The organism is Rhizobium sp. SVR5-9E (assembly GCF_056755095.1).
Genome location: NZ_JBNDHS010000118.1, coordinates 1 through 16,721, shown reverse-complemented (window position 1 = coordinate 16,721; position 16,721 = coordinate 1). Strand labels below are relative to the sequence as shown.

Genomic DNA, 16,721 nt, shown 5'->3' with positions numbered 1-16,721 from the left:
TACCAGCACCGCGTCGATCCGCAGGTGCCGATCGAAGACACCGTCGGCGCCATGGCGGACCTCGTGAAGGAAGGCAAGGTGCACGCCCTTGGCCTTTCCGAGGCGGGAGCCGAGATGATCCGCCGGGCGCACGCTGTCCACCCGATTTCGGCTCTCCAAAGCGAGTACTCGCTCTGGACCCGAGATCCGGAAGGCGAAATACTCGACACCTGCCGTGAGCTCGGCATTGGCTTCGTGCCATTCAGTCCGCTCGGTCGTGGCTTCCTGACGGGCAAACTTCAGAAGCCGGATGATTTCGGCGCCGACGACTTCCGGCGAAATCTTCCCCGCTTCAGCGCAGACAACATGGCCGCCAACGCTTCGCTTGTGAAGCTGCTGGAGGAGATGGCGACCGAGAAGGGCATATCGGCTGCGCAACTCGCACTCGCCTGGGTCATCAACCAGGGAGATTTCATCGTGCCGATTCCCGGTGCACGCAAGATCGCGCATCTGGAGCAGAACATTGCCGCTGCGAATATCGCGCTTTCACCTGAAGAGCTCGAGGTGCTCGGCGACATGCTGGCACCGGAGAAATTCGCCGGCAAACGCTACGGCGATGCAGGCGCCTGGGTGACCAAGAAGTGAGCCGAGATACCGTTTCGTTTGATGCCACTCCGGTGGCATCAAACATCTCACAAGGAGTTGGCTGGAGCCTAGTGGTCATCGGGAGCTGGCCCGAACTGATCGTAAGACTTATGCGGCTCTAACGGCGCACCGCCCTCCTCAGCCCTAGTCGTCGATGAACCTGGGTTCCTCAAGCGTCGCTTGTTTCAGGCTTCCGAACGGAAAGAGATGCATCGTCTGGAGAATGGCCGTCCCCGCTTCTTTCGGGCCGTATGCGATCTCTTCTCGAAACGTGATTGGCGGAGCGCTCTTCGAGCGTTCGGCAGTTATTTCAAGAGCTCCGATAAAAAGTCCCGATGGAGGCGCAGGCAATTCTGGCGTTTGCATCGCCACGTAAGGCCAGAGCGCCGTTGAACAGTAATCCTTCCATCGTTCTTCCTGGTCAAACCGGATCGCGCTGACCGAAGACACGCAAAACGAGATTAGCGCGGGTCCAACCCCGGGGATTGTGATTTCTGAAAACACGCGGTGCACCGTGACCAGAATAGAGATCAGCAACCGTCGCATCGCGCTGTATTTGAAGATGACCTTGATATCTGCGGAACATTCCGTTGAGGTCGCCGGGAGGACTGAGAAGCCCTTTCCGTTGGTTCTTTCGACAAAAACGAAGTCGTAGAGCCCGGCCTGCCCGCCGAGCCTGGGGGCCGTCAAACGCGTTTCCTGATGGAGATCCTTGTGCCTTTCGTCCCAGATGTCATCCCCGGCACGTAGGGGTAGATACCCGTACCGGCCATCCTCGCTGGCATAGACGCGGCTGACGAAGTGCTCATTTGGAAATGCGCGAGTGAGGGCCGCTTTTGTCTGGTTGTGCCGCTTCCACGAAGAGCGCGCAAAATAGGCCATCCGTGCTGCCGATGTGGCGAACGCGCCGAGACAATCCGCCAATCGCGACTGCAAGCCGGGCATTCGGGCCTGAACCCTTCTGGGCACAGGCGGCCAAGAAGCGATGCGCACAAGAAGACCGCCGAGTGTAAAGCCGGCGACAGTAATTCCGAGCGCTATCATGATCTTCTTGAACATGCTGATTTGAACCACCCGGTAATGTCATTAAATCAAGGTAGACGTCTCTGCTTACGGTTTGTCATTGCGCTGTTCGTCAGGACCCACGTTAGTAGGCGCTAATAATACACACTAATCCTACCAGAAGAAAACATAGTCTTTCCAATGCGGTTCTACGAACCGGCGTGTCAGCGCGGTCATGGCGGATGCATATGCTTATTACTGATTAATACTTGGATCCAATCTACCTCATCAGACGCATCTCCCATTGAGCGCTGTATGAGCGGCGCGATTCAGCGCATTCTTTCCATTCCAATTTTGGTGCGGCCGCGTCGCAAAGGGGAGAGCGTCGTGGATTTCTGGGTGCTGCCCTGGTCAATAATTGGGGTTTGCCTGATCGCATTGGCATGGTTCGTCCTGCTGCGGAGCGTGCGCGTTCATCTGCGCAAGTCAGATGCTCCCGTCGGTGACAAGGACAAGAGCTCATCTGAGGAAGCAGAAGCGGCCGACCAACGGAAAGAGGACCCATAGCGTCAGAGCCGGAAGCGAGTTCACATGCGCAAGTCGCCTGCCGCGGCGAGCCCTCATCATCTCGACAACGAAGTCAGACCGGCGAATCTGCAGGACCGTTATGCAGCCGCGTCGGCGTACCGCCGTGCTCCTCCACCCCGTCGGCCTCACTCGGGTCACGATTGGGCGTCGCGTCCGCGATGGCCAGATCGAGGTCCTTTGTGCGGCGGTCGAGCGCGTCAAGAAAGTCATCGACCCTTCTGCGAAGGTCACCGATGTCCTCCTTGATCTCCACCTGGAAGTGCTCGTCCTTTCGCCGGCGGAAACCGTTGACTGCCGCGCGAGCCGCCATTGCAAAGAAAAGCAGGACGAAAACAGGCTCCCCCTCGCCCGCCGCGAACAAACCCAGCAGGCCGAAGACGAATGCTTCCATCACACTGGCAGCATGGCCCGAGTACAGGGCAATCAGCAGTGGCAGGGCTATCATCGCGGCAAGCACGAATGAAATATAAGGATCCGCATAAGCGATAAGCGGTCCCGCCCACTCCGTCGCTGCGGAGAAATCAATCTTCGACGTTGCCACAGCAGCCACCGCTTGTCCTACTTGTCCCGTTCCAGCCCGAACCGCCGCTTGCAGCGATAGTGGCCGCGCACTCATTGAGCTCTCTCGATGGTACTGCCAGCCGCTTTTCTTTCCAGCGTGCAAACGGCGAACGGATGATTATTGCGTACTACATCGTTATTGCTACCGACGAAACAAAAGCCGAACGACTTCTCTATAAATATGGGACACCTCCTAACGGTAAACCGCTGTTATACAAAGGTGAATGCCGTTTCCGTTCCACAAGGTGATCTAAACAATTCTCCGGCGCTGTCGTAATATTGCTTCGTCAACGCCCTGCCGCGCATCAGCGCGGCTCCGCGGTGGATGACATGGGAGCGTCGATGCAAAAAACAAACGAACTTGCCCGGCAGTCGGTCATCCTGCTGATAGACGACCTGCGTCTGCGTCGCGCCGCTGTCGCGTCCCTGCTTACGCCTTGGGCTGACGGCTGCGGCGCCAGCATCGAGCTGGGACAGATCTCCGGCGTCGAGTGCCTAGCGGACCCGCCGGGCGACCGGGCCATGATCCTCGTGAACATCGGTAACACGTCGGTCTTCCGCGCGGGTCTGGATATCTCACTCCGGCAACTTGTCGAACGAGCTGTGAAAGTGCCGGTCGTGGTCATTTCCGATCTCGACGATCCGGGCGAGATGGCCAAAGCATTCGAGGCCGGAGTAAGAGGCTTCGTGCCGACCAGTATCGCTCCGGAACTCGCGCTTAAGGCCCTCACCTTCATCCTGAACGGCGGACACTTCTTCCCGCCGTCTGTGCTGCAGCCGGCGATGCGGCGCGCGCGGCTCATCCTTTCGGCGCAGAGCTCGAATTCTCCCGAGAAGCCAAACGGAGGCTCCGCCAGGGTCGAACTGCGCATCCGGTATGCCGCCGGCACTTATCCGCGCTTTATCCTGCGCGTGCTTGTGCGGTTTCAAACGCCAGAACCACGCCGGAGCGAAGCGGAAGACGTGAAGCGGGAATGGCAGCCCGACCGGCATCCTCAGCTTTCCCGGAAGCCTCTGCGAAAGGCTGCGCGGAAAGGTTCAACCATATAGTCGAAGGCGGTTTGCTCGGCGGTCACGATCAAGACCTCCGCCGGCATCCCCGGAACGAGGACCATGCCCTTGTCGAGCGCGGCGAGTTCTTCGCGCGGGACCTCGACGCGTGCGAGATAGTAGGCTTGGCCTGTCTTCTCGTCGACGATGCGATCGGCGGAAATGCTTCGGACCACGCCTTGCACACGCGGCAGGCCCCTGCTGGAAAATGCGGTGAGGTGAACAGTCGCTGTGAGCCCCACCGTTACGACGTCGATATCGCCAGGAGCTATCCGCGCATCGATGAGCAGCCGCTCTTCCGTGGGGACGATATCGAGGATTGGCTCGCCGCGGAGAATGACGCCGCCGATCGACTTGAAATGCAGGTTGACGACCTTGCCGCTGACCGGAGCGGTCACGGTAGTTCGATCGAGGATATCCTGGCTTGCGCTCAGGCGTTCCGATACGCCGGCCATCTCCGCGCGAACTTTTTCAAGTTCCGTCGAGACCTCCTCCGCCCGGGTGGCGCGGAGGGAGATGCGTTGGGTCGCGATCTCGCCGATTTTCTGCTGCGTCTCGGCTATCTCGCCGAGATACTCGCCGCGGTCGCCCTGAAGGGCGGCTTCGAAGCGACGAAGCGTCAGTATTTCCGGCTTGGTGACAAGAGCCCGGCCAAGGAGCTTCTCCTTCGCCGCAAGATCCTCCGCGATGAGTTCGAGTTGTCGGTCGGCACCCTGCACTTGTGCTTCCAGGGCGCTAATCTGCTCCTGGAACTGTTTCTCGCGGTCGTCGAGAACCTGCAGCTGGGCCGCAAGCGATGCCCGGCGCATCTCAAAGATCGAGATCTGCCCCTGAATGACCTCGCGCAGCCCGGCATCGTCTCGGGCCAGCATTTCGTCCGGAAAGTGAAGCGCGTCGCTGCCCACCTGTTCGGCCAGCAAACGCACCCGCGTTGCTGCAAGGGTTCTTGACTGCTCCAGAAGCTGTTCGTTCGCCGCGGCCGCCTGAGTGCTTTCGAGCATCAGAAGCGGATCTCCCGCTCGCACAAGATCCCCATCCCTGACTTTCAGCGCGTGGATAATACCGCCTTCCAGGTGCTGTACCGTCCGCCGGCTGCCGTCCGGGCTGATAATGCCCGGCGCAACCGCTCCAGCCGCAATCGGGACAAGCAGGGACCAGGCAAGACCGCCAAGGACGAATACAACAATCACGGCAAAACCAAGCCGAACGGGGCCCTTGATCGCTTCGCGTACCGTGGTGAGTTCCGGCAGAGCCTCTTGACGCAGCATCGTGCTTCCCGGAAGCGCAACGACATTCGATCTACTGTTTGTCACGGGGTAGTCCTTCGATCCGAGGTTATTGAGAGCGCCGCGATCGTGCCGGTCCATGCGGGGTCACTCGCCTATTTCCATCGCCCGTGGCGGAGCTGCCGAGCTATCGCGCAGCTGCAACTCCCGGCGCTTTGATTCGCCGCCTGCCAGCCGAAGCTTGCCGAGAACATCCTCGCGCGTGCCGAAGACTTCGACCCGCCCATCGCGCAAAAACAATATCTTGTCGGCCTGAGCCAGGGTCGATGGGCGGTGGCCGACGATCATGAGGGCGGCGCCACGCTCCTTTAGAGCCCTCACCGCTGCAGCAAGCGCCGTCTCGCCGGACTGGTCGAGGTTCGCATTGGGTTCGTCCAGGATGATGATCTTCGGATTCCCGAAGACGGCACGCGCAAGGCCGATGCGCTGCCGCTGCCCGCCCGAGAGCCGCGCGCCTGCATCACCGATCGGCGTCTCGTAACCTTGCGGCAGCCGCTGGATCATCTCATGGGCATGCGCCAGCATCGCTGCCTGAACGACTTCGTCGTCGTCCGCCCTCGCCATGCGTGAGATGTTGTCGCGAATGGAGCCGGAGAACAGCTCCACGTCCTGCGGCAGATAGCCGACATAGCGGCCCAGCTGTTCCGGGTTCCAGTGGTGGAGCTCGGATCCGTCGAGCCTGATTTCTCCTCCCGACGGTGCGGCTATCCCGGCAATCAGACGGCACAGCGTGCTCTTGCCGCTGGCCGATGGCCCGATCACTGCCAGCGCTTCGCCCGGCGTTACGCGGAAGCTGACATTGTCCAGCACTTGCGCCTTGGCCCCGGGCGCGGAGTAGGAGACATTCTTCAGCGAAATGTTCCCGAGCGGTTCGGGCAAACGCGTCCTTTGTGGCTCGGCGGGGATGGCCTGCAGGCGCGACTTCAGGCGGTCATAGGCGATCCGCGCCGCAAGAAAGCTCCGCCAGCTTCCCATCGCGAGCTCCACCGGCGCGAGCGCCCGGCCAAGCAGAATTGACGACGCGATCATGGTACCGCCGGACACTTCCCCCTGCAGGACGAGATAGGCGCCCAGCCCGAGTGTGGCTGATTGGACGAAGAAGCGCAGGAATTTGGTGATCCCGAGTATGGTGGCGCCGCGTTCCGCCGAGGAGCGGGTTGCCTCGAGCGAGGAATCATTGCTCCTGCGCCAGCGTTCGAGCAATCCGGGAAGCATTCCCATTGCGCGCACCACTTCGGCGTTGCGGATCATCGAATCGGCCTGCTGGAACGCCGCGATCTGGGTCGTGCTGGCGGTATGAGACCCTTGCCGGGTCATCAGTTCATTGAGCAGTCCGAGCAGCGCCAGAAGCAGTGCTGCGCCGGTTGCAAAGATTCCCAGTGCCGGATGAAGCAGCCAAATCAGGGCGAGGCAGACGGGCGTCCACTGCGCATCGAAAAGCGCGGTCAAGCCTTGCGAGGACAGGAAGGACTGCACCTGGGCAAGGTCGCGCAGAGGCTGTGCGCCGGCACTGTCGCCGACCAGCCGGGCCCGAACGCCACTCGAGATCAGTACTGGCCCCAGCCTGTCGTTCAGCCAGCAGCTCATCCTGACCATTACCGCACTGCGCAGGCTGTCGAGCACGCCCAGAACGAACAGAGCGGCCGCGGCCAGAACTGTCAGCATGATGAGCGTCTCAACCCGGCCGGATACGAGAACGCGGTCATAGACCTGCAGCATGTAAATCGGCGATGTCAGCATCAGCAGGTTGATGGCCAAGCTGAAGATCGCCAGCACCAGGAGAGACGAGCGGATCTGCCCTGTCGCGTAGTCCAAGTCCGTCTTGCCGCGCCGACGCCTGTCGGCAGATGCTTTCGCAGCCATTCCCCAATCCCCTCATTGGTCCCGTCTCAGGCGATCAGGCCCTGATCGACGAACAGGTCGTTCGCAATAAGCGTATTGAGCGCCGCGACCGCATCGGCCTGGCTGACCGCGCTTTGAGCGCCCAATGCGACGAATGTCTGGTGGGTGCTGCCGGTAAATCGGCCGGCCCATGTTGCCACGCCTCCGATGCTGATCGCTGTGAACGCGATGCCGCCGGTTGCGTTGAGGCTGTTCAGGAAGAGATCTTCGCCGGCCTGATAGTCGACGATCACATTGCCCGTACCGCCGAGTATCTTGAATGTATCCTGACCGGCCGTGCCGCCATCAACGAGACCGTCGCCGAACAAGGTCTTGGCGCCGGTTCCCGTCACCGAAAGGATATCGGCGCCGCTGCCGCCCCGCATCTGGTCATTGCCCGAACCGCTGACCAGCACGTTGCCCGCCGTGCTTCCGAGCAATTGATCACTGAAATTCGATCCGACGACGTTTTCCATCTGCAGCAGCAAATCGCCGTCGGCTTCGCCGCCCTGGCTGAGACTGCCGGACGTGCCGCTGAAGAGGCGCGCGACCACGGCAGCAGTGGACGCCGAATAGTCGATCGTGTCGATGCCCGCGCCACCGACCACGAATTCCACGATCGCGCCCGCGGAAGAGCCGCCCGCGCCGCTTCGGAAGGTATCGTTTCCGCTGCCACCCTCGAGGCGGTTCACGCCGGAATTGCCGACCAGAAGGTCGTCGAAATTGGAGCCGATGAGATTCTCGATCGTGCTGAGCTGGTCGCCCTGCGCATCGCCGCCGGCACCGAGCGCAGCACCGGTGCTATCCAGTACGATGGTGACGCCTGCGCTGGAGGTTTGATAGAAAGCGGTGTCGGTCCCGGCCCCGCCAATCAGCACGTCCGCACCCGCGCCGCCGATCAGCACATCGTTTCCGCTGCCGCCGTCCAGCCGGTTGGCGGCCGATGCGCCAAATAGCTGGTCATCGAACGCGGAGCCGATGATATTTTCTATTGTGACGAGGACGTCATTCTGTGCGTCGCCACCGGTCGAAAGCGCCCCGCTGGTCTGGCTGTCCGACAGCCTGGCGATTACGGCGGCGCCCGAATTCGAATAGTCGGCCGTATCTATACCTTCGCCGCCGATGAGGAATTCGTTTCCGGTGTTGGCGCCGCCTCGTATGAAATCGTTACCCGCGCCGCCGTCGATACGGTTCGTCAGGGCGTTGCCGATCAACGTATCGTCAACGCCGGAACCGATCAGGTTCTCGATCGAGGTCAGCACATCGCCTTCAGCGTCACCGCCGGTCCCGAGCGCTGCACCGGTTTCATCCAGCGTTATGGAAACGCCGGCAGCGGAGGATGAATATTCGGCGGTGTCCACCCCGAGACCGCCATTGATGAAGTCCGCGCCGCCCCCGCCCATGAAGGTGTCGCCGAGTTCGCCGCCGTTCAGCGTGTCGATGAAGGCCGAGCCTATGATTCGCTCGATGAGGTGAAGCGTGTCTCCCTCGGCATCGCCACCGCTTCCGGTTCCGACCGCCAACGGATCAGCCACGGTCGTGTTCAGGTTGATGGTGACGCCGGCAGCCGACGTCGAGTAATCCGAGGTGTCGAATCCGCTCTGGCCGATGATCTGGTCGGCTCCGGCGCCGCCGGTGAAGGTGTTGTCGCTGCTATCGCCGACCAGTATGTCGTTCTGGCTCGATGCGATGATGTTCTCGATGTTGACCAAGGTGTCGCCAGCCGCGGCGCCGCTGACCGCGCCAGTTCCCAGATTGATGCCGACGGCGCCGCCGGCAGCGTAGCTCACGGTGTCGTTTCCCGCGCCGCCGTCCATCTGGTCGGGTTCGGAGCCTGCCAGCAGCATGTCGTCGCCATCACCGCCATTCAGAATGTCGCCGCCGTTCAGAGGATCGCCGTCGCCACCGCCCCCGTTCAGCGTGTCGTCGCCCGCGCCGCCGTTCAGAATGTCGTCGCCGGCGCCTGCCAGGAGCTCATCATTGCCGTCGCCGCCATCAAGACTGTCATTACCGATCGAAGCGTTGAGGAAATCGTCGCCGCCCCCGCCGCGCAGAGTATCGTTGCCGAGGCTTCCGATCAGATCGTCGTTTCCTTCGCCGCCGTCGAGTATGTCGTCGCCGTCGCCGGCGCTGAGCATGTCGTCGCCATAACCGCCATGCAGCACGTCGTTGCCGAAGCCGCCGATGAGAGTGTCGTTGCCGCCACCGCCGTAGAGGTGATCGTCGCCGAAGCCGCCGTCAAGGAGATCGTCAGCACCGGCTTGGTCCTCATCCACCCCGTCCGGGACGCCGTCCATGTTGTCGTCGTCCGGCACACCATTCATGTCGGCATCAACCATGCCGTCGCCTATAAGGAGATCGTTGCCGTCCATGCCGCGCAGGGTATCCTCTCCGGCGTTTCCGACGAGTTGGTTGTCGAGCCGGTTGCCGCTGAGGAAGTCGTTTCCTGCAGAGCCGGTCAGGTTCTCGATGCTGCTCAGCGTGTCGCCGGCGGCGTCGCCTCCCGAACCGCGCGATGTCCGGGTTGGGTCGGAGGGAAGCGAGACGGTCACTGCAGCGGCAGAGGTGGAATAGTCGGCGGTGTCGATGCCTGCCCCGCCGTTGAGGATGTCCGCGCCAGCTCCGCCGCGCAGGATATCGTTGCCCCCATTGCCGTTCAGAGTGTCGGCGCCTGCCCCGCCGTCGAGAAAATCATCGGTCCCGGCCGCGTTCAGCGTATCGTTGCCTGTTCCGCCGTCCAGGTAATCATTCCCGGTGCTCGAGGCTGCCACCGTGATGACGTCGTTGCCGCCGAGACCTTCAATCCGGAAGCTGCCATTGCCCGAATGGGTATAGTTGTTGGCGTTGTTGTTCAGCTGGACGAGCGTATAGGAGGGCGACGCAAGCAACGCCGAGATCATCGCAAGGCTCGTGTGGGATTCCTGCGCCACTGAGCCGTCCTTGGCGGGCGGCGCATTGACCGATGACGATTCGGTGCTGGGAGACGATACGTTCGACCGACGGGAATTCGAAATGCGAGCCATTCTGCCCTCCTCTGCGCCGACTTACACGCGGCGTGTCTCTCGAAGTATGCTAGGAGGCATTTGCCCGGACCGACACAACGCGTTGGTGGACCCTTCTTAGGGCGTACACCCTTGGACGGTGGCTGTTCCCGGACGCTCCGCACGCAAAAAGGGACCCTGACGAAAGCAGGGCCCCTTGCACTCCGGAGAGTTTGGGATAGCCTTTTCCCGGAGCGGCTTTAGAAGCTCGACGCTGCTCAGTCGACGGAGGCGGTGCCGACAGCGACGATCGACGACAGCTCGTCGGTCACGAGGACATTCAGCTCCAGATCGGCGTAGGAATCGTCGCCGTAGGCCTCGACATCAATCGCAAAGTCCGCTTGGTTGCCGTCGATGTCGACGCAGACGTCAGTACGGACATCGATATCAACGTCCTTGTAAAATTCGACGTCGACATGGGAGTCGAAATCGAAGTCCACCTCAACGTCGATGTCCTTGTCGAACTCGAATCCTGGGTCATAGTAGGTCATAGTCTCTCTCCTTGTAACGTGATCAGGCCAGGTTTCTGACCCAGGGAAAGACTAGGTCTGGCGCCAATCAGAAGCAAAGAAGCAGTCGGCGTACAAGGCTAAGGGAGTAGCGTGTATTCTTGCTGTAATACTATCGAGAATTCATCGATTTTATCTAAAGAAGAGCTACTACGTTTGTGATCCTGTAGGAATTTGTCGAAAGAAAATCTAAATATATTTAGATAACATACGCCGAATGCGCTCATTCGGCGTAGATAGACATTCACTTCTGAAAGTGCCTTATCCGATGGCGACGAAGACCACGGCTGTAGCGCTGGAAATCTGATCCTCGAGAACGAACGCATCGGCGGATACGTCGGCGAACGTGTCCGGGCCGAATGCATTGGCCACGATGTCGAATGTCGCGAGATTTCCATCGATCTCGATGTCGTATCCGTAACCGCCACCGTAGTCAGGTTCGTCGCAGTTGCAGTCGGGCGTGACGTAAGGCGGTGGTTCGTCCTGCGGTAACTGTGTTTCGGGAAGATAGTCCGGAACCGTTTGTTCGGATGCTGCATCCCCGCCGGTTGAAAACTGGATGGCATGGACGCTCGCCGAAACTTCCGACACAGTCGTCGATCCTGATTCATTCTTGGCGGTATAACTGGTCGAGTGACTACTGCCATAATAGAGGTCGGCCCCGCCATAGACCTCCAGCAGCGCTGTTGCGGCCGCATAGGCATCGCCATAAGACGACTGTGCGGCTGCGACCGCCGTTACCGACGCGGAGGCGGCATCGACATAGGTACCGTCGGAAATACTCGCGGTCACGTCGAGCTGGGCCAAGGTATCGGTGCCGATTGCGGTGGCGTCGGCCTGAACTCCGATGCCCAGCCCTCCCCCGTCGCCGCCCGGCAAACTGCCGACGAACACCGTGGTCTCGGAGCCGTAGGAGGTTTCGGCGTAGTTTTCGTCGCCAGGATTGCCGGTCGAGGTCGAAACCCCGGTGCTTACGGTCGATGTGCGGCTCGTTCCCATCTCAACTCCACCCTCTCGTCCAATTCGTCAAGGCAGCATACACCTCGCGTTCATCGGTATCAGACGTTCAAATGATGGATCGCCCAATGGTCCTGGAAGGAGTCTCCTGGTCGGTAGCGGTATAGATCTTTTGTCGGAAAGTCAGGCGAAAGTAGCCTCGTCTTTGGAGCGATGGAAGGCCGCTTTCTCGAGCGCCGGGAATCTCCGTGCGGTCGCTAACCGAGCAAGGACAAGAGATCGCCGAGTTGCAGGAGCGGCTGAGCCTCCTGCACGTCCTGGGAGTGGTCGGCGTCAAGCGAGATCGCTGCGAGCAGCGTTCCCGCCTGGGCATCGCTGAACATACTCCGACGCGGCATGCCGCCATAACCGGAGTTGATCGCGAAGAACTCATCCAGCGTCAATTCCGAGCGGCGGTCAAAAACATCGAAGGTAATCGTCAGGTCATCCGCATCCCGGGACGATCGCTCCATCGTGAAGGCGTACCTCCCCAGCGCAGCAATCTCGTCCAGATCGGAAATCGCCAGACGGTCACCTTGTGCGATCGAGAAGTTCTGGATCACATCGCGGTCGAACTCTGCGACGAGAAGGAACAGATCGCTGCCGCTCCCGCCGTTATAGACGTCGTTGCCGTCGCCGGATCGGGCACCAAGCCGGAAGATGTCGTCGCCAGCGCCGCCATCCAGGCAGTCGCGGCCTTCACCGCCGCACAGGATGTCGTTGCCTCCGCCGCCGCTCACCGTATCATCGTCGTCTCCCCCAAGGAGCAGGTCGTCTCCGCCGCCGCCGGAAATCGTGTCGTCGTCCTCGCCGCCGAAGATCCAATCCGCGCCGTCTTCACCGTACAGCCGGTCCGCGCCATCTTCGCCGACAACGGTGTCGCCTCCTGCCCCGCCATAAACTGTGTCGCGGCCCCGGCCGCCGAAAACCCAGTCATCCCCGGCGCGTGCGAGAACATTGTCGTCGCCGGCACCTGCAAAGACGAGCGCGTCGCCAGACCCAGTGCTGATCTTGTCTGATCGCGACGAGCCGTCGATCTGCGTATAGACCATTTCGGCGCTGACGCCTGCGGTTGCCGAGACGGTAACAGTGGACAGCGCGTCCTCCACGACCACCGCGTCAGCTTGAACATCCACGAAACTGTTCTCGCCTGCCGCAGCGGCGTCGACGTGGAAGAGCGCGGCATTTCCTTCCAGCGTCCCGTTCTTCGAGCCGTCGAGCCCACGGTATGCCGCCTTTTCGATCTCTGCCTGGTAACCGAGGTCAAATTTCAAATTGACAGCCGCAAAGCTCAGACTGGTGCTTTCAGCCATTTCATTGGTGCCGCTGGCACTTGCTGTTTTCGTGGAAACGATAGACAGATCCGCGCCTGCTATCTCCACGTCTCCGTAGGTCGTTGCGTAGGCGGAACCGCCTTGTGCTGCGGCCGTGAAGCTGGCGCTGCCGATTGCAAATGTCGCCAGTCCTCGGTCCACCAGCTGAAGGCTGACGTTTGCACTCGCTACTGAGTCGAGCCCGACTGCATCCGCCCCGCCGAAGACAGTCACGGCGAGCCCTCCTTCGGCTGTCACCGGTGTTGTGACAACCGGCGGACGTGGCCTTGGACCGCAGGGACTGAAGGGTTGAAGCCAATGCGCATTATGGCTCCGGAAGTCGTAAGGTGTAGAGTGATGGAAGAGTGACGACCAGCTGCCGCCCGCGGATGTGTTCGCTCGCATGCTTCGATATCCCCAGTGAATTGTCTCCAAGGTAGTACACGCTGCGGCGGGTAGGCATCGGTTCAATCAGCCATCCTCCCGAGTGAGAAACACCATCGGAAGCATGATCGCTCAAATCAGCGGCAGTAAGCTTTTTGGAGTAAAGCTTGAGAGCAGAGAGATCGGCGAACAGACAGAGCGCACGCCATCCATCCGCAGGGACGCATGGTGCGCGTTCTGTGTCACTGTCGGTGGGCGTCGAGGAACGGTTACAGCGTAATCGGCCGGGTTCCGGCGGCGCCAACGCCTCCGCCGTTTTGTTCGGCCGCAATGCGGTCGCCAGCAGCCAAGGCGGGAGCCACCGCGCCGGAAGGAACGCCGTTTTGCGCGGGCGGGGCATTCGGAGCCGCTGCGCTGAGCAGCGCCGCCTGAGTCCGGTTTGAAGCTCCGAGCTTTCGCATGATTTGTCGGACATGCACCTTGACGGTCGATTCCTGCATGTCCAGGTCACGCGCTATATGCTTGTTCGATCTGCCGAGCCGTAGCCGCTCGAGCACCTCGATCTGACGCCGCGTCAGTCCGTCAGCTTCCGTCCTGTGATCGTGCGCATGACCGTTTGCCGCCCTCGCCGCCGATGCATGTTGGTGGAGGAGAGCCTCGCGGGGAAAGAATGTTCCGCCCCCAAGGATGAACGTCAGTGCCTGGCGCGCGATCTCCGGCTCCATGCTGGTGGAGAGAAACGCTTGTTTGCCAATCTGAGCGGCCGCGATCGCCTCCTCGGCTTCCGTTCTGTCGGAAAGGATGGCGCGCGGCGTCTCCGGAAACAAGTCGCGCGCGCTCTTCGCCCAGTTTTGCAGAGCCCCCTCGCGCAGTGACGATCCTCCAATGCTCAAGATGACCAATCGCACCTTCCCCCCATGCGGGCTGTGCGCCGCCATCTCGTCCGGCGAGATTCCGACGGTGTGCAGGCCGATCGCCTGGGCCCATTGGTCGACCAGAGATGTTATTCCCGCCCGCCGCAGTTCCAGCGCATCGACGACGAGAACGATTCCTGCTTCTGATAACTCGGACATTGTACATTCCCCCGTTTGCATAGCATTAGGTGCCCAGCGGAGCCGCCGAGCCAGTCAGTGTCGCGGTCCAGTACAACTATCAGTTTTCCTCGTGATGTACAATGCACGTAAACAGTAAGGTATCATGGTTGCAGGGTGCACCATTCAATTGAGACAAAATATCCTCTGAAAACATCTGGATAAGTTCTCCAAGAATGCTCTGTTTATCCTGAATATACATAGGACAGGCAGTCGATCTCTTTGGGCATGCCGTGCGAGGGATGTAGAATCCCAAAAAACACTGTATTCTTACAGGATCCGGGTTGTGCTTTTCAGCTTATGCTGGTCGGATGGCTGCAGCCCTGACGTGGCCAGGAACTTTTTTGCAGGTTCTGCGTTCATTTTGTCGTTGCTCTGGGAGGGAGATCACCATGGAAGACCAAGGCGTAGGTTGGATTGCGGCCATCATCATCGGCGGCGTAGCCGGTTGGCTTGCGGAAAAGTTCATGCACAGCAGCATGGGCGTTTTCATGAATATCATTCTCGGCATCGTCGGTGCGATCGTTGCCAACTTCATTCTCGGCGTGTTGACCATCCAGCCGCTCTCCGGCTGGCTCGGATATCTGATCACGGGCTTTGTTGGTGCTTGTATCCTTATCGCCCTCGGTCGCCTGATCCGGCGTTGATTTCAACAGCAGAAGAGGCCGGAAGCAAAGCTCCCGGCTTTTCTCCTGCCGCTTCACTACGGCTTACGGTCAGGACCTACCAAAATCAGCGACGGCTCATCAGACCAAAGAGGTAGGCGACGCCGGCGGTGACAGCCAGCGCAAAGAGTGGTTCCTCGCGCACCTTTTCGCGCACGCGCTCGGTCAACATCGAGGCCTCGTCGGCAACTGCGGTCTTTGCGCCCTGTCCTAGGGCGACGACACTCTCAGACAGACGCGCCAGATCCTCGCGCAAGGCGGTGACCTGGGCGGAAAGATCGTCCGCAGCGATTTCATCCGTCTTCACGCGCGATCCAGTCGATTGTGCGGAGGCGGTCTTGAGTTCGGCCATTGTCTGCTCCTCTTTTTCCGGATGCGGCTTCAACGAAGTGGAGCGCCGAAAGGTTCCCGATGCAGCCCGTTTTCTTGGGAGCAATTGGCTGTGGCAAGACATCGGCAGCGAGAGCCATGTTTTCGAGAGCGGACGCTTCATTTCCGGCTGCGTTTGCTCTAAGGAACTCGAATGAATGCCCCCATGAACGGGCTGAATATGATGCGAGGTTTGCGTTTCAATGTTCCACTTCCTGAGAAGAGCTGCCCAGACGTGGGTTGCCAAGCTCCTGATGCTTCTCCTGGTCGCTTCTTTCGGCATCTGGGGTGTCTCCCGCTCGCTGATCTCGGGAGGCAGCAGCACAGCTGTAGTCACCGTTGGTGACCAGCAGGTGGACGTCACTGAATTCCGCCTCGCCTACCAGCGCCAGGTTGCGGGTCTCAGCCAGCAGTTCGGCACGCGCCTGACGCCGGAGCAGGCCAAAGCCTTCGGAGTCGAACAGCAGGTGATTGCTCAGCTCGTCGCCGGCGCCTCGCTCGACCAGCTTGCCGCTGACATGAACCTCGGGCTTTCTGAGGACCGTCTTGCACAGCTTATCGGCGACGATCCGGCCTTCAAGGCCGTCAACGGCAAGTTCGACCGCACACTCTTCACCTCGCGCCTGCGCAATGCCGGTATCCGCGAAGCGGACTACATCAACGAACGCAGCAAGGTGGCTGTCCGCAGCCAGATTGTTGACGCAGTGTCGAATGGCTTTACCGCTCCGAAGACGCTTGTCGACGCATTGAAGCTCTATCGTGAGGAGAGCCGCGACGTTGACTACCTCCTGCTGACGAACGCGAATATCGAGCCGATCAAGGCGCCGGCTGACGACGTGCTGTCGAAATGGTTCGATGGGGTCAAGAGCCGCTACCGCGCTCCGGAATATCGCAAGCTTGCTTACCTGAAACTTGAGTCCGCCGATATCGCTGACCCCGCGACCGTCACCGACGATCAGATTCGCGAAGACTTCGACAAGCGCAAGGATAGCTTCCGTACCCCGGAAACGCGCACGATTGAACAGCTGACCTTTGCCAACAAGGATCTGGCGGCGGCAGCCGAAGCGGCCCTGAAGAGCGGCACGAGTTTCGACCAGCTGGTGACCGATCAGGGGAAAACGGCAAGCGACGTGCTGCTTGGCGACTTCACCAAGGATAAGGTGCCGGATCAGTCCGTCGCCGATGCCGCTTTCGCGGTCGCCAAGGATGGCGGCACCACCCCCGTGGTCGAAGGCTCCTTCGGCCCGGTCATCCTCAGTGTCACCAACATCAAGCCAGAGAGCAGCAAGAGCCTTGATGAGGTGAAGGAGGATATCCGCAAGGAGTTGGCACTGGTCAACGCTTCGCAGGAGGTCATCAAC

Annotated in this window: 15 protein-coding genes; 5 read left to right on the top strand and 10 right to left on the bottom strand. The window is 60.5% G+C overall.

The features are described 5' to 3' along the window. On the top strand, nucleotides 1-624 hold a 624-nt coding region (locus tag ACPYOJ_RS30630), incomplete at its 5' end, for an aldo/keto reductase (protein ID WP_481419608.1). A 144-nt stretch (nucleotides 625-768) separates the two neighbouring features. On the opposite strand, the gene ACPYOJ_RS30625 is transcribed toward ACPYOJ_RS30630, so the two are convergent. Next, nucleotides 769-1,683, bottom strand: a complete 915-nt coding sequence (locus ACPYOJ_RS30625) for a hypothetical protein (protein ID WP_168831267.1) — start codon at nucleotides 1,681-1,683, stop codon at nucleotides 769-771. A 258-nt stretch (nucleotides 1,684-1,941) separates the two neighbouring features. Here ACPYOJ_RS30625 and ACPYOJ_RS30620 point away from each other — a divergent pair, with 258 nt between their 5' ends. Next, the gene (locus ACPYOJ_RS30620) at nucleotides 1,942-2,193 is read left to right on the top strand and encodes a hypothetical protein (RefSeq protein WP_481419607.1); all 252 of its coding nucleotides are present in this window, start codon (nucleotides 1,942-1,944) and stop codon (nucleotides 2,191-2,193) included. A gap of 73 nt (nucleotides 2,194-2,266) precedes the next feature. Here ACPYOJ_RS30620 and ACPYOJ_RS30615 read toward each other — a convergent pair whose 3' ends face one another. Further along, the gene (locus ACPYOJ_RS30615) at nucleotides 2,267-2,764 is read right to left on the bottom strand and encodes a hypothetical protein (protein WP_481419606.1); all 498 of its coding nucleotides are present in this window, start codon (nucleotides 2,762-2,764) and stop codon (nucleotides 2,267-2,269) included. A gap of 353 nt (nucleotides 2,765-3,117) precedes the next feature. Between ACPYOJ_RS30615 and ACPYOJ_RS30610 the strand changes: the two genes are divergently transcribed. After that, nucleotides 3,118-3,825, top strand: a complete 708-nt coding sequence (locus tag ACPYOJ_RS30610; RefSeq protein ID WP_481419605.1) for a hypothetical protein — start codon at nucleotides 3,118-3,120, stop codon at nucleotides 3,823-3,825. On the opposite strand, the gene ACPYOJ_RS30605 is transcribed toward ACPYOJ_RS30610, so the two are convergent. From ACPYOJ_RS30605 to ACPYOJ_RS30575, 7 genes are all read right to left on the bottom strand, one after another. Further along, complete coding sequence (locus ACPYOJ_RS30605; RefSeq protein WP_481419604.1) at nucleotides 3,771-5,138, bottom strand: HlyD family type I secretion periplasmic adaptor subunit; 1,368 nt, start codon at nucleotides 5,136-5,138, stop codon at nucleotides 3,771-3,773. The two genes, ACPYOJ_RS30610 and ACPYOJ_RS30605, sit on opposite strands and share 55 nt — an antisense overlap. A 60-nt stretch (nucleotides 5,139-5,198) precedes the next feature. Further along, nucleotides 5,199-6,974: a type I secretion system permease/ATPase gene (locus tag ACPYOJ_RS30600; protein WP_481419603.1), complete on the bottom strand. Its 1,776-nt coding sequence runs from the start codon at nucleotides 6,972-6,974 to the stop codon at nucleotides 5,199-5,201. A 26-nt stretch (nucleotides 6,975-7,000) separates the two neighbouring features. Beyond that, complete coding sequence (locus ACPYOJ_RS30595) at nucleotides 7,001-10,015, bottom strand: beta strand repeat-containing protein (protein WP_481419602.1); 3,015 nt, start codon at nucleotides 10,013-10,015, stop codon at nucleotides 7,001-7,003. A 236-nt stretch (nucleotides 10,016-10,251) separates the two neighbouring features. After that, the gene (locus ACPYOJ_RS30590; RefSeq protein ID WP_481419601.1) at nucleotides 10,252-10,524 is read right to left on the bottom strand and encodes a hypothetical protein; all 273 of its coding nucleotides are present in this window, start codon (nucleotides 10,522-10,524) and stop codon (nucleotides 10,252-10,254) included. Nucleotides 10,525-10,803: 279 nt separating this feature from the next. Next, a complete protein-coding gene (locus tag ACPYOJ_RS30585; RefSeq protein ID WP_481419600.1) occupies nucleotides 10,804-11,541 on the bottom strand; it encodes a hypothetical protein in 738 nt (245 codons plus the stop codon). A gap of 215 nt (nucleotides 11,542-11,756) precedes the next feature. Continuing rightward, nucleotides 11,757-13,085, bottom strand: a complete 1,329-nt coding sequence (locus tag ACPYOJ_RS30580; protein ID WP_481419599.1) for a calcium-binding protein — start codon at nucleotides 13,083-13,085, stop codon at nucleotides 11,757-11,759. A 419-nt stretch (nucleotides 13,086-13,504) separates the two neighbouring features. Beyond that, on the bottom strand, nucleotides 13,505-14,308 hold the full coding sequence (locus ACPYOJ_RS30575) for a response regulator transcription factor (protein ID WP_481419598.1): 804 nt from the start codon (nucleotides 14,306-14,308) through the stop codon (nucleotides 13,505-13,507). 410 nt (nucleotides 14,309-14,718) lie between these two features. On the opposite strand from ACPYOJ_RS30575, the gene ACPYOJ_RS30570 reads away from it, so the two are divergent. Then, the gene (locus ACPYOJ_RS30570) at nucleotides 14,719-14,973 is read left to right on the top strand and encodes a GlsB/YeaQ/YmgE family stress response membrane protein (protein ID WP_168831256.1); all 255 of its coding nucleotides are present in this window, start codon (nucleotides 14,719-14,721) and stop codon (nucleotides 14,971-14,973) included. A gap of 85 nt (nucleotides 14,974-15,058) precedes the next feature. On the opposite strand, the gene ACPYOJ_RS30565 is transcribed toward ACPYOJ_RS30570, so the two are convergent. Beyond that, nucleotides 15,059-15,343 carry a hypothetical protein gene (locus tag ACPYOJ_RS30565; RefSeq protein ID WP_168831255.1) on the bottom strand — a complete coding sequence of 95 codons (285 nt, stop codon included), beginning with the start codon at nucleotides 15,341-15,343 and terminating at the stop codon, nucleotides 15,059-15,061. Nucleotides 15,344-15,563: 220 nt separating this feature from the next. On the opposite strand from ACPYOJ_RS30565, the gene ACPYOJ_RS30560 reads away from it, so the two are divergent. After that, a partial coding sequence (locus ACPYOJ_RS30560; protein ID WP_481419597.1) for a peptidylprolyl isomerase occupies nucleotides 15,564-16,721 on the top strand: 1,158 nt, incomplete at its 3' end.

Excerpts from the sequence above, each read along its gene's own strand:
- ACPYOJ_RS30570 (WP_168831256.1), top strand. The coding sequence starts at position 14,719 with ATGGAAGACCAAGGCGTAGGTTGGATTGCGGCCATCATCATCGGCGGC.
- ACPYOJ_RS30625 (WP_168831267.1), bottom strand. The coding sequence starts at position 1,683 with ATGTTCAAGAAGATCATGATAGCGCTCGGAATTACTGTCGCCGGCTTT.
- ACPYOJ_RS30590 (WP_481419601.1), bottom strand. The coding sequence starts at position 10,524 with ATGACCTACTATGACCCAGGATTCGAGTTCGACAAGGACATCGACGTT.
- ACPYOJ_RS30575 (WP_481419598.1), bottom strand. The coding sequence starts at position 14,308 with ATGTCCGAGTTATCAGAAGCAGGAATCGTTCTCGTCGTCGATGCGCTG.
- ACPYOJ_RS30595 (WP_481419602.1), bottom strand. The coding sequence starts at position 10,015 with ATGGCTCGCATTTCGAATTCCCGTCGGTCGAACGTATCGTCTCCCAGC.
- ACPYOJ_RS30620 (WP_481419607.1), top strand. The coding sequence starts at position 1,942 with ATGAGCGGCGCGATTCAGCGCATTCTTTCCATTCCAATTTTGGTGCGG.
- ACPYOJ_RS30585 (WP_481419600.1), bottom strand. The coding sequence starts at position 11,541 with ATGGGAACGAGCCGCACATCGACCGTAAGCACCGGGGTTTCGACCTCG.
- ACPYOJ_RS30610 (WP_481419605.1), top strand. The coding sequence starts at position 3,118 with ATGCAAAAAACAAACGAACTTGCCCGGCAGTCGGTCATCCTGCTGATA.
- ACPYOJ_RS30565 (WP_168831255.1), bottom strand. The coding sequence starts at position 15,343 with ATGGCCGAACTCAAGACCGCCTCCGCACAATCGACTGGATCGCGCGTG.
- ACPYOJ_RS30600 (WP_481419603.1), bottom strand. The coding sequence starts at position 6,974 with ATGGCTGCGAAAGCATCTGCCGACAGGCGTCGGCGCGGCAAGACGGAC.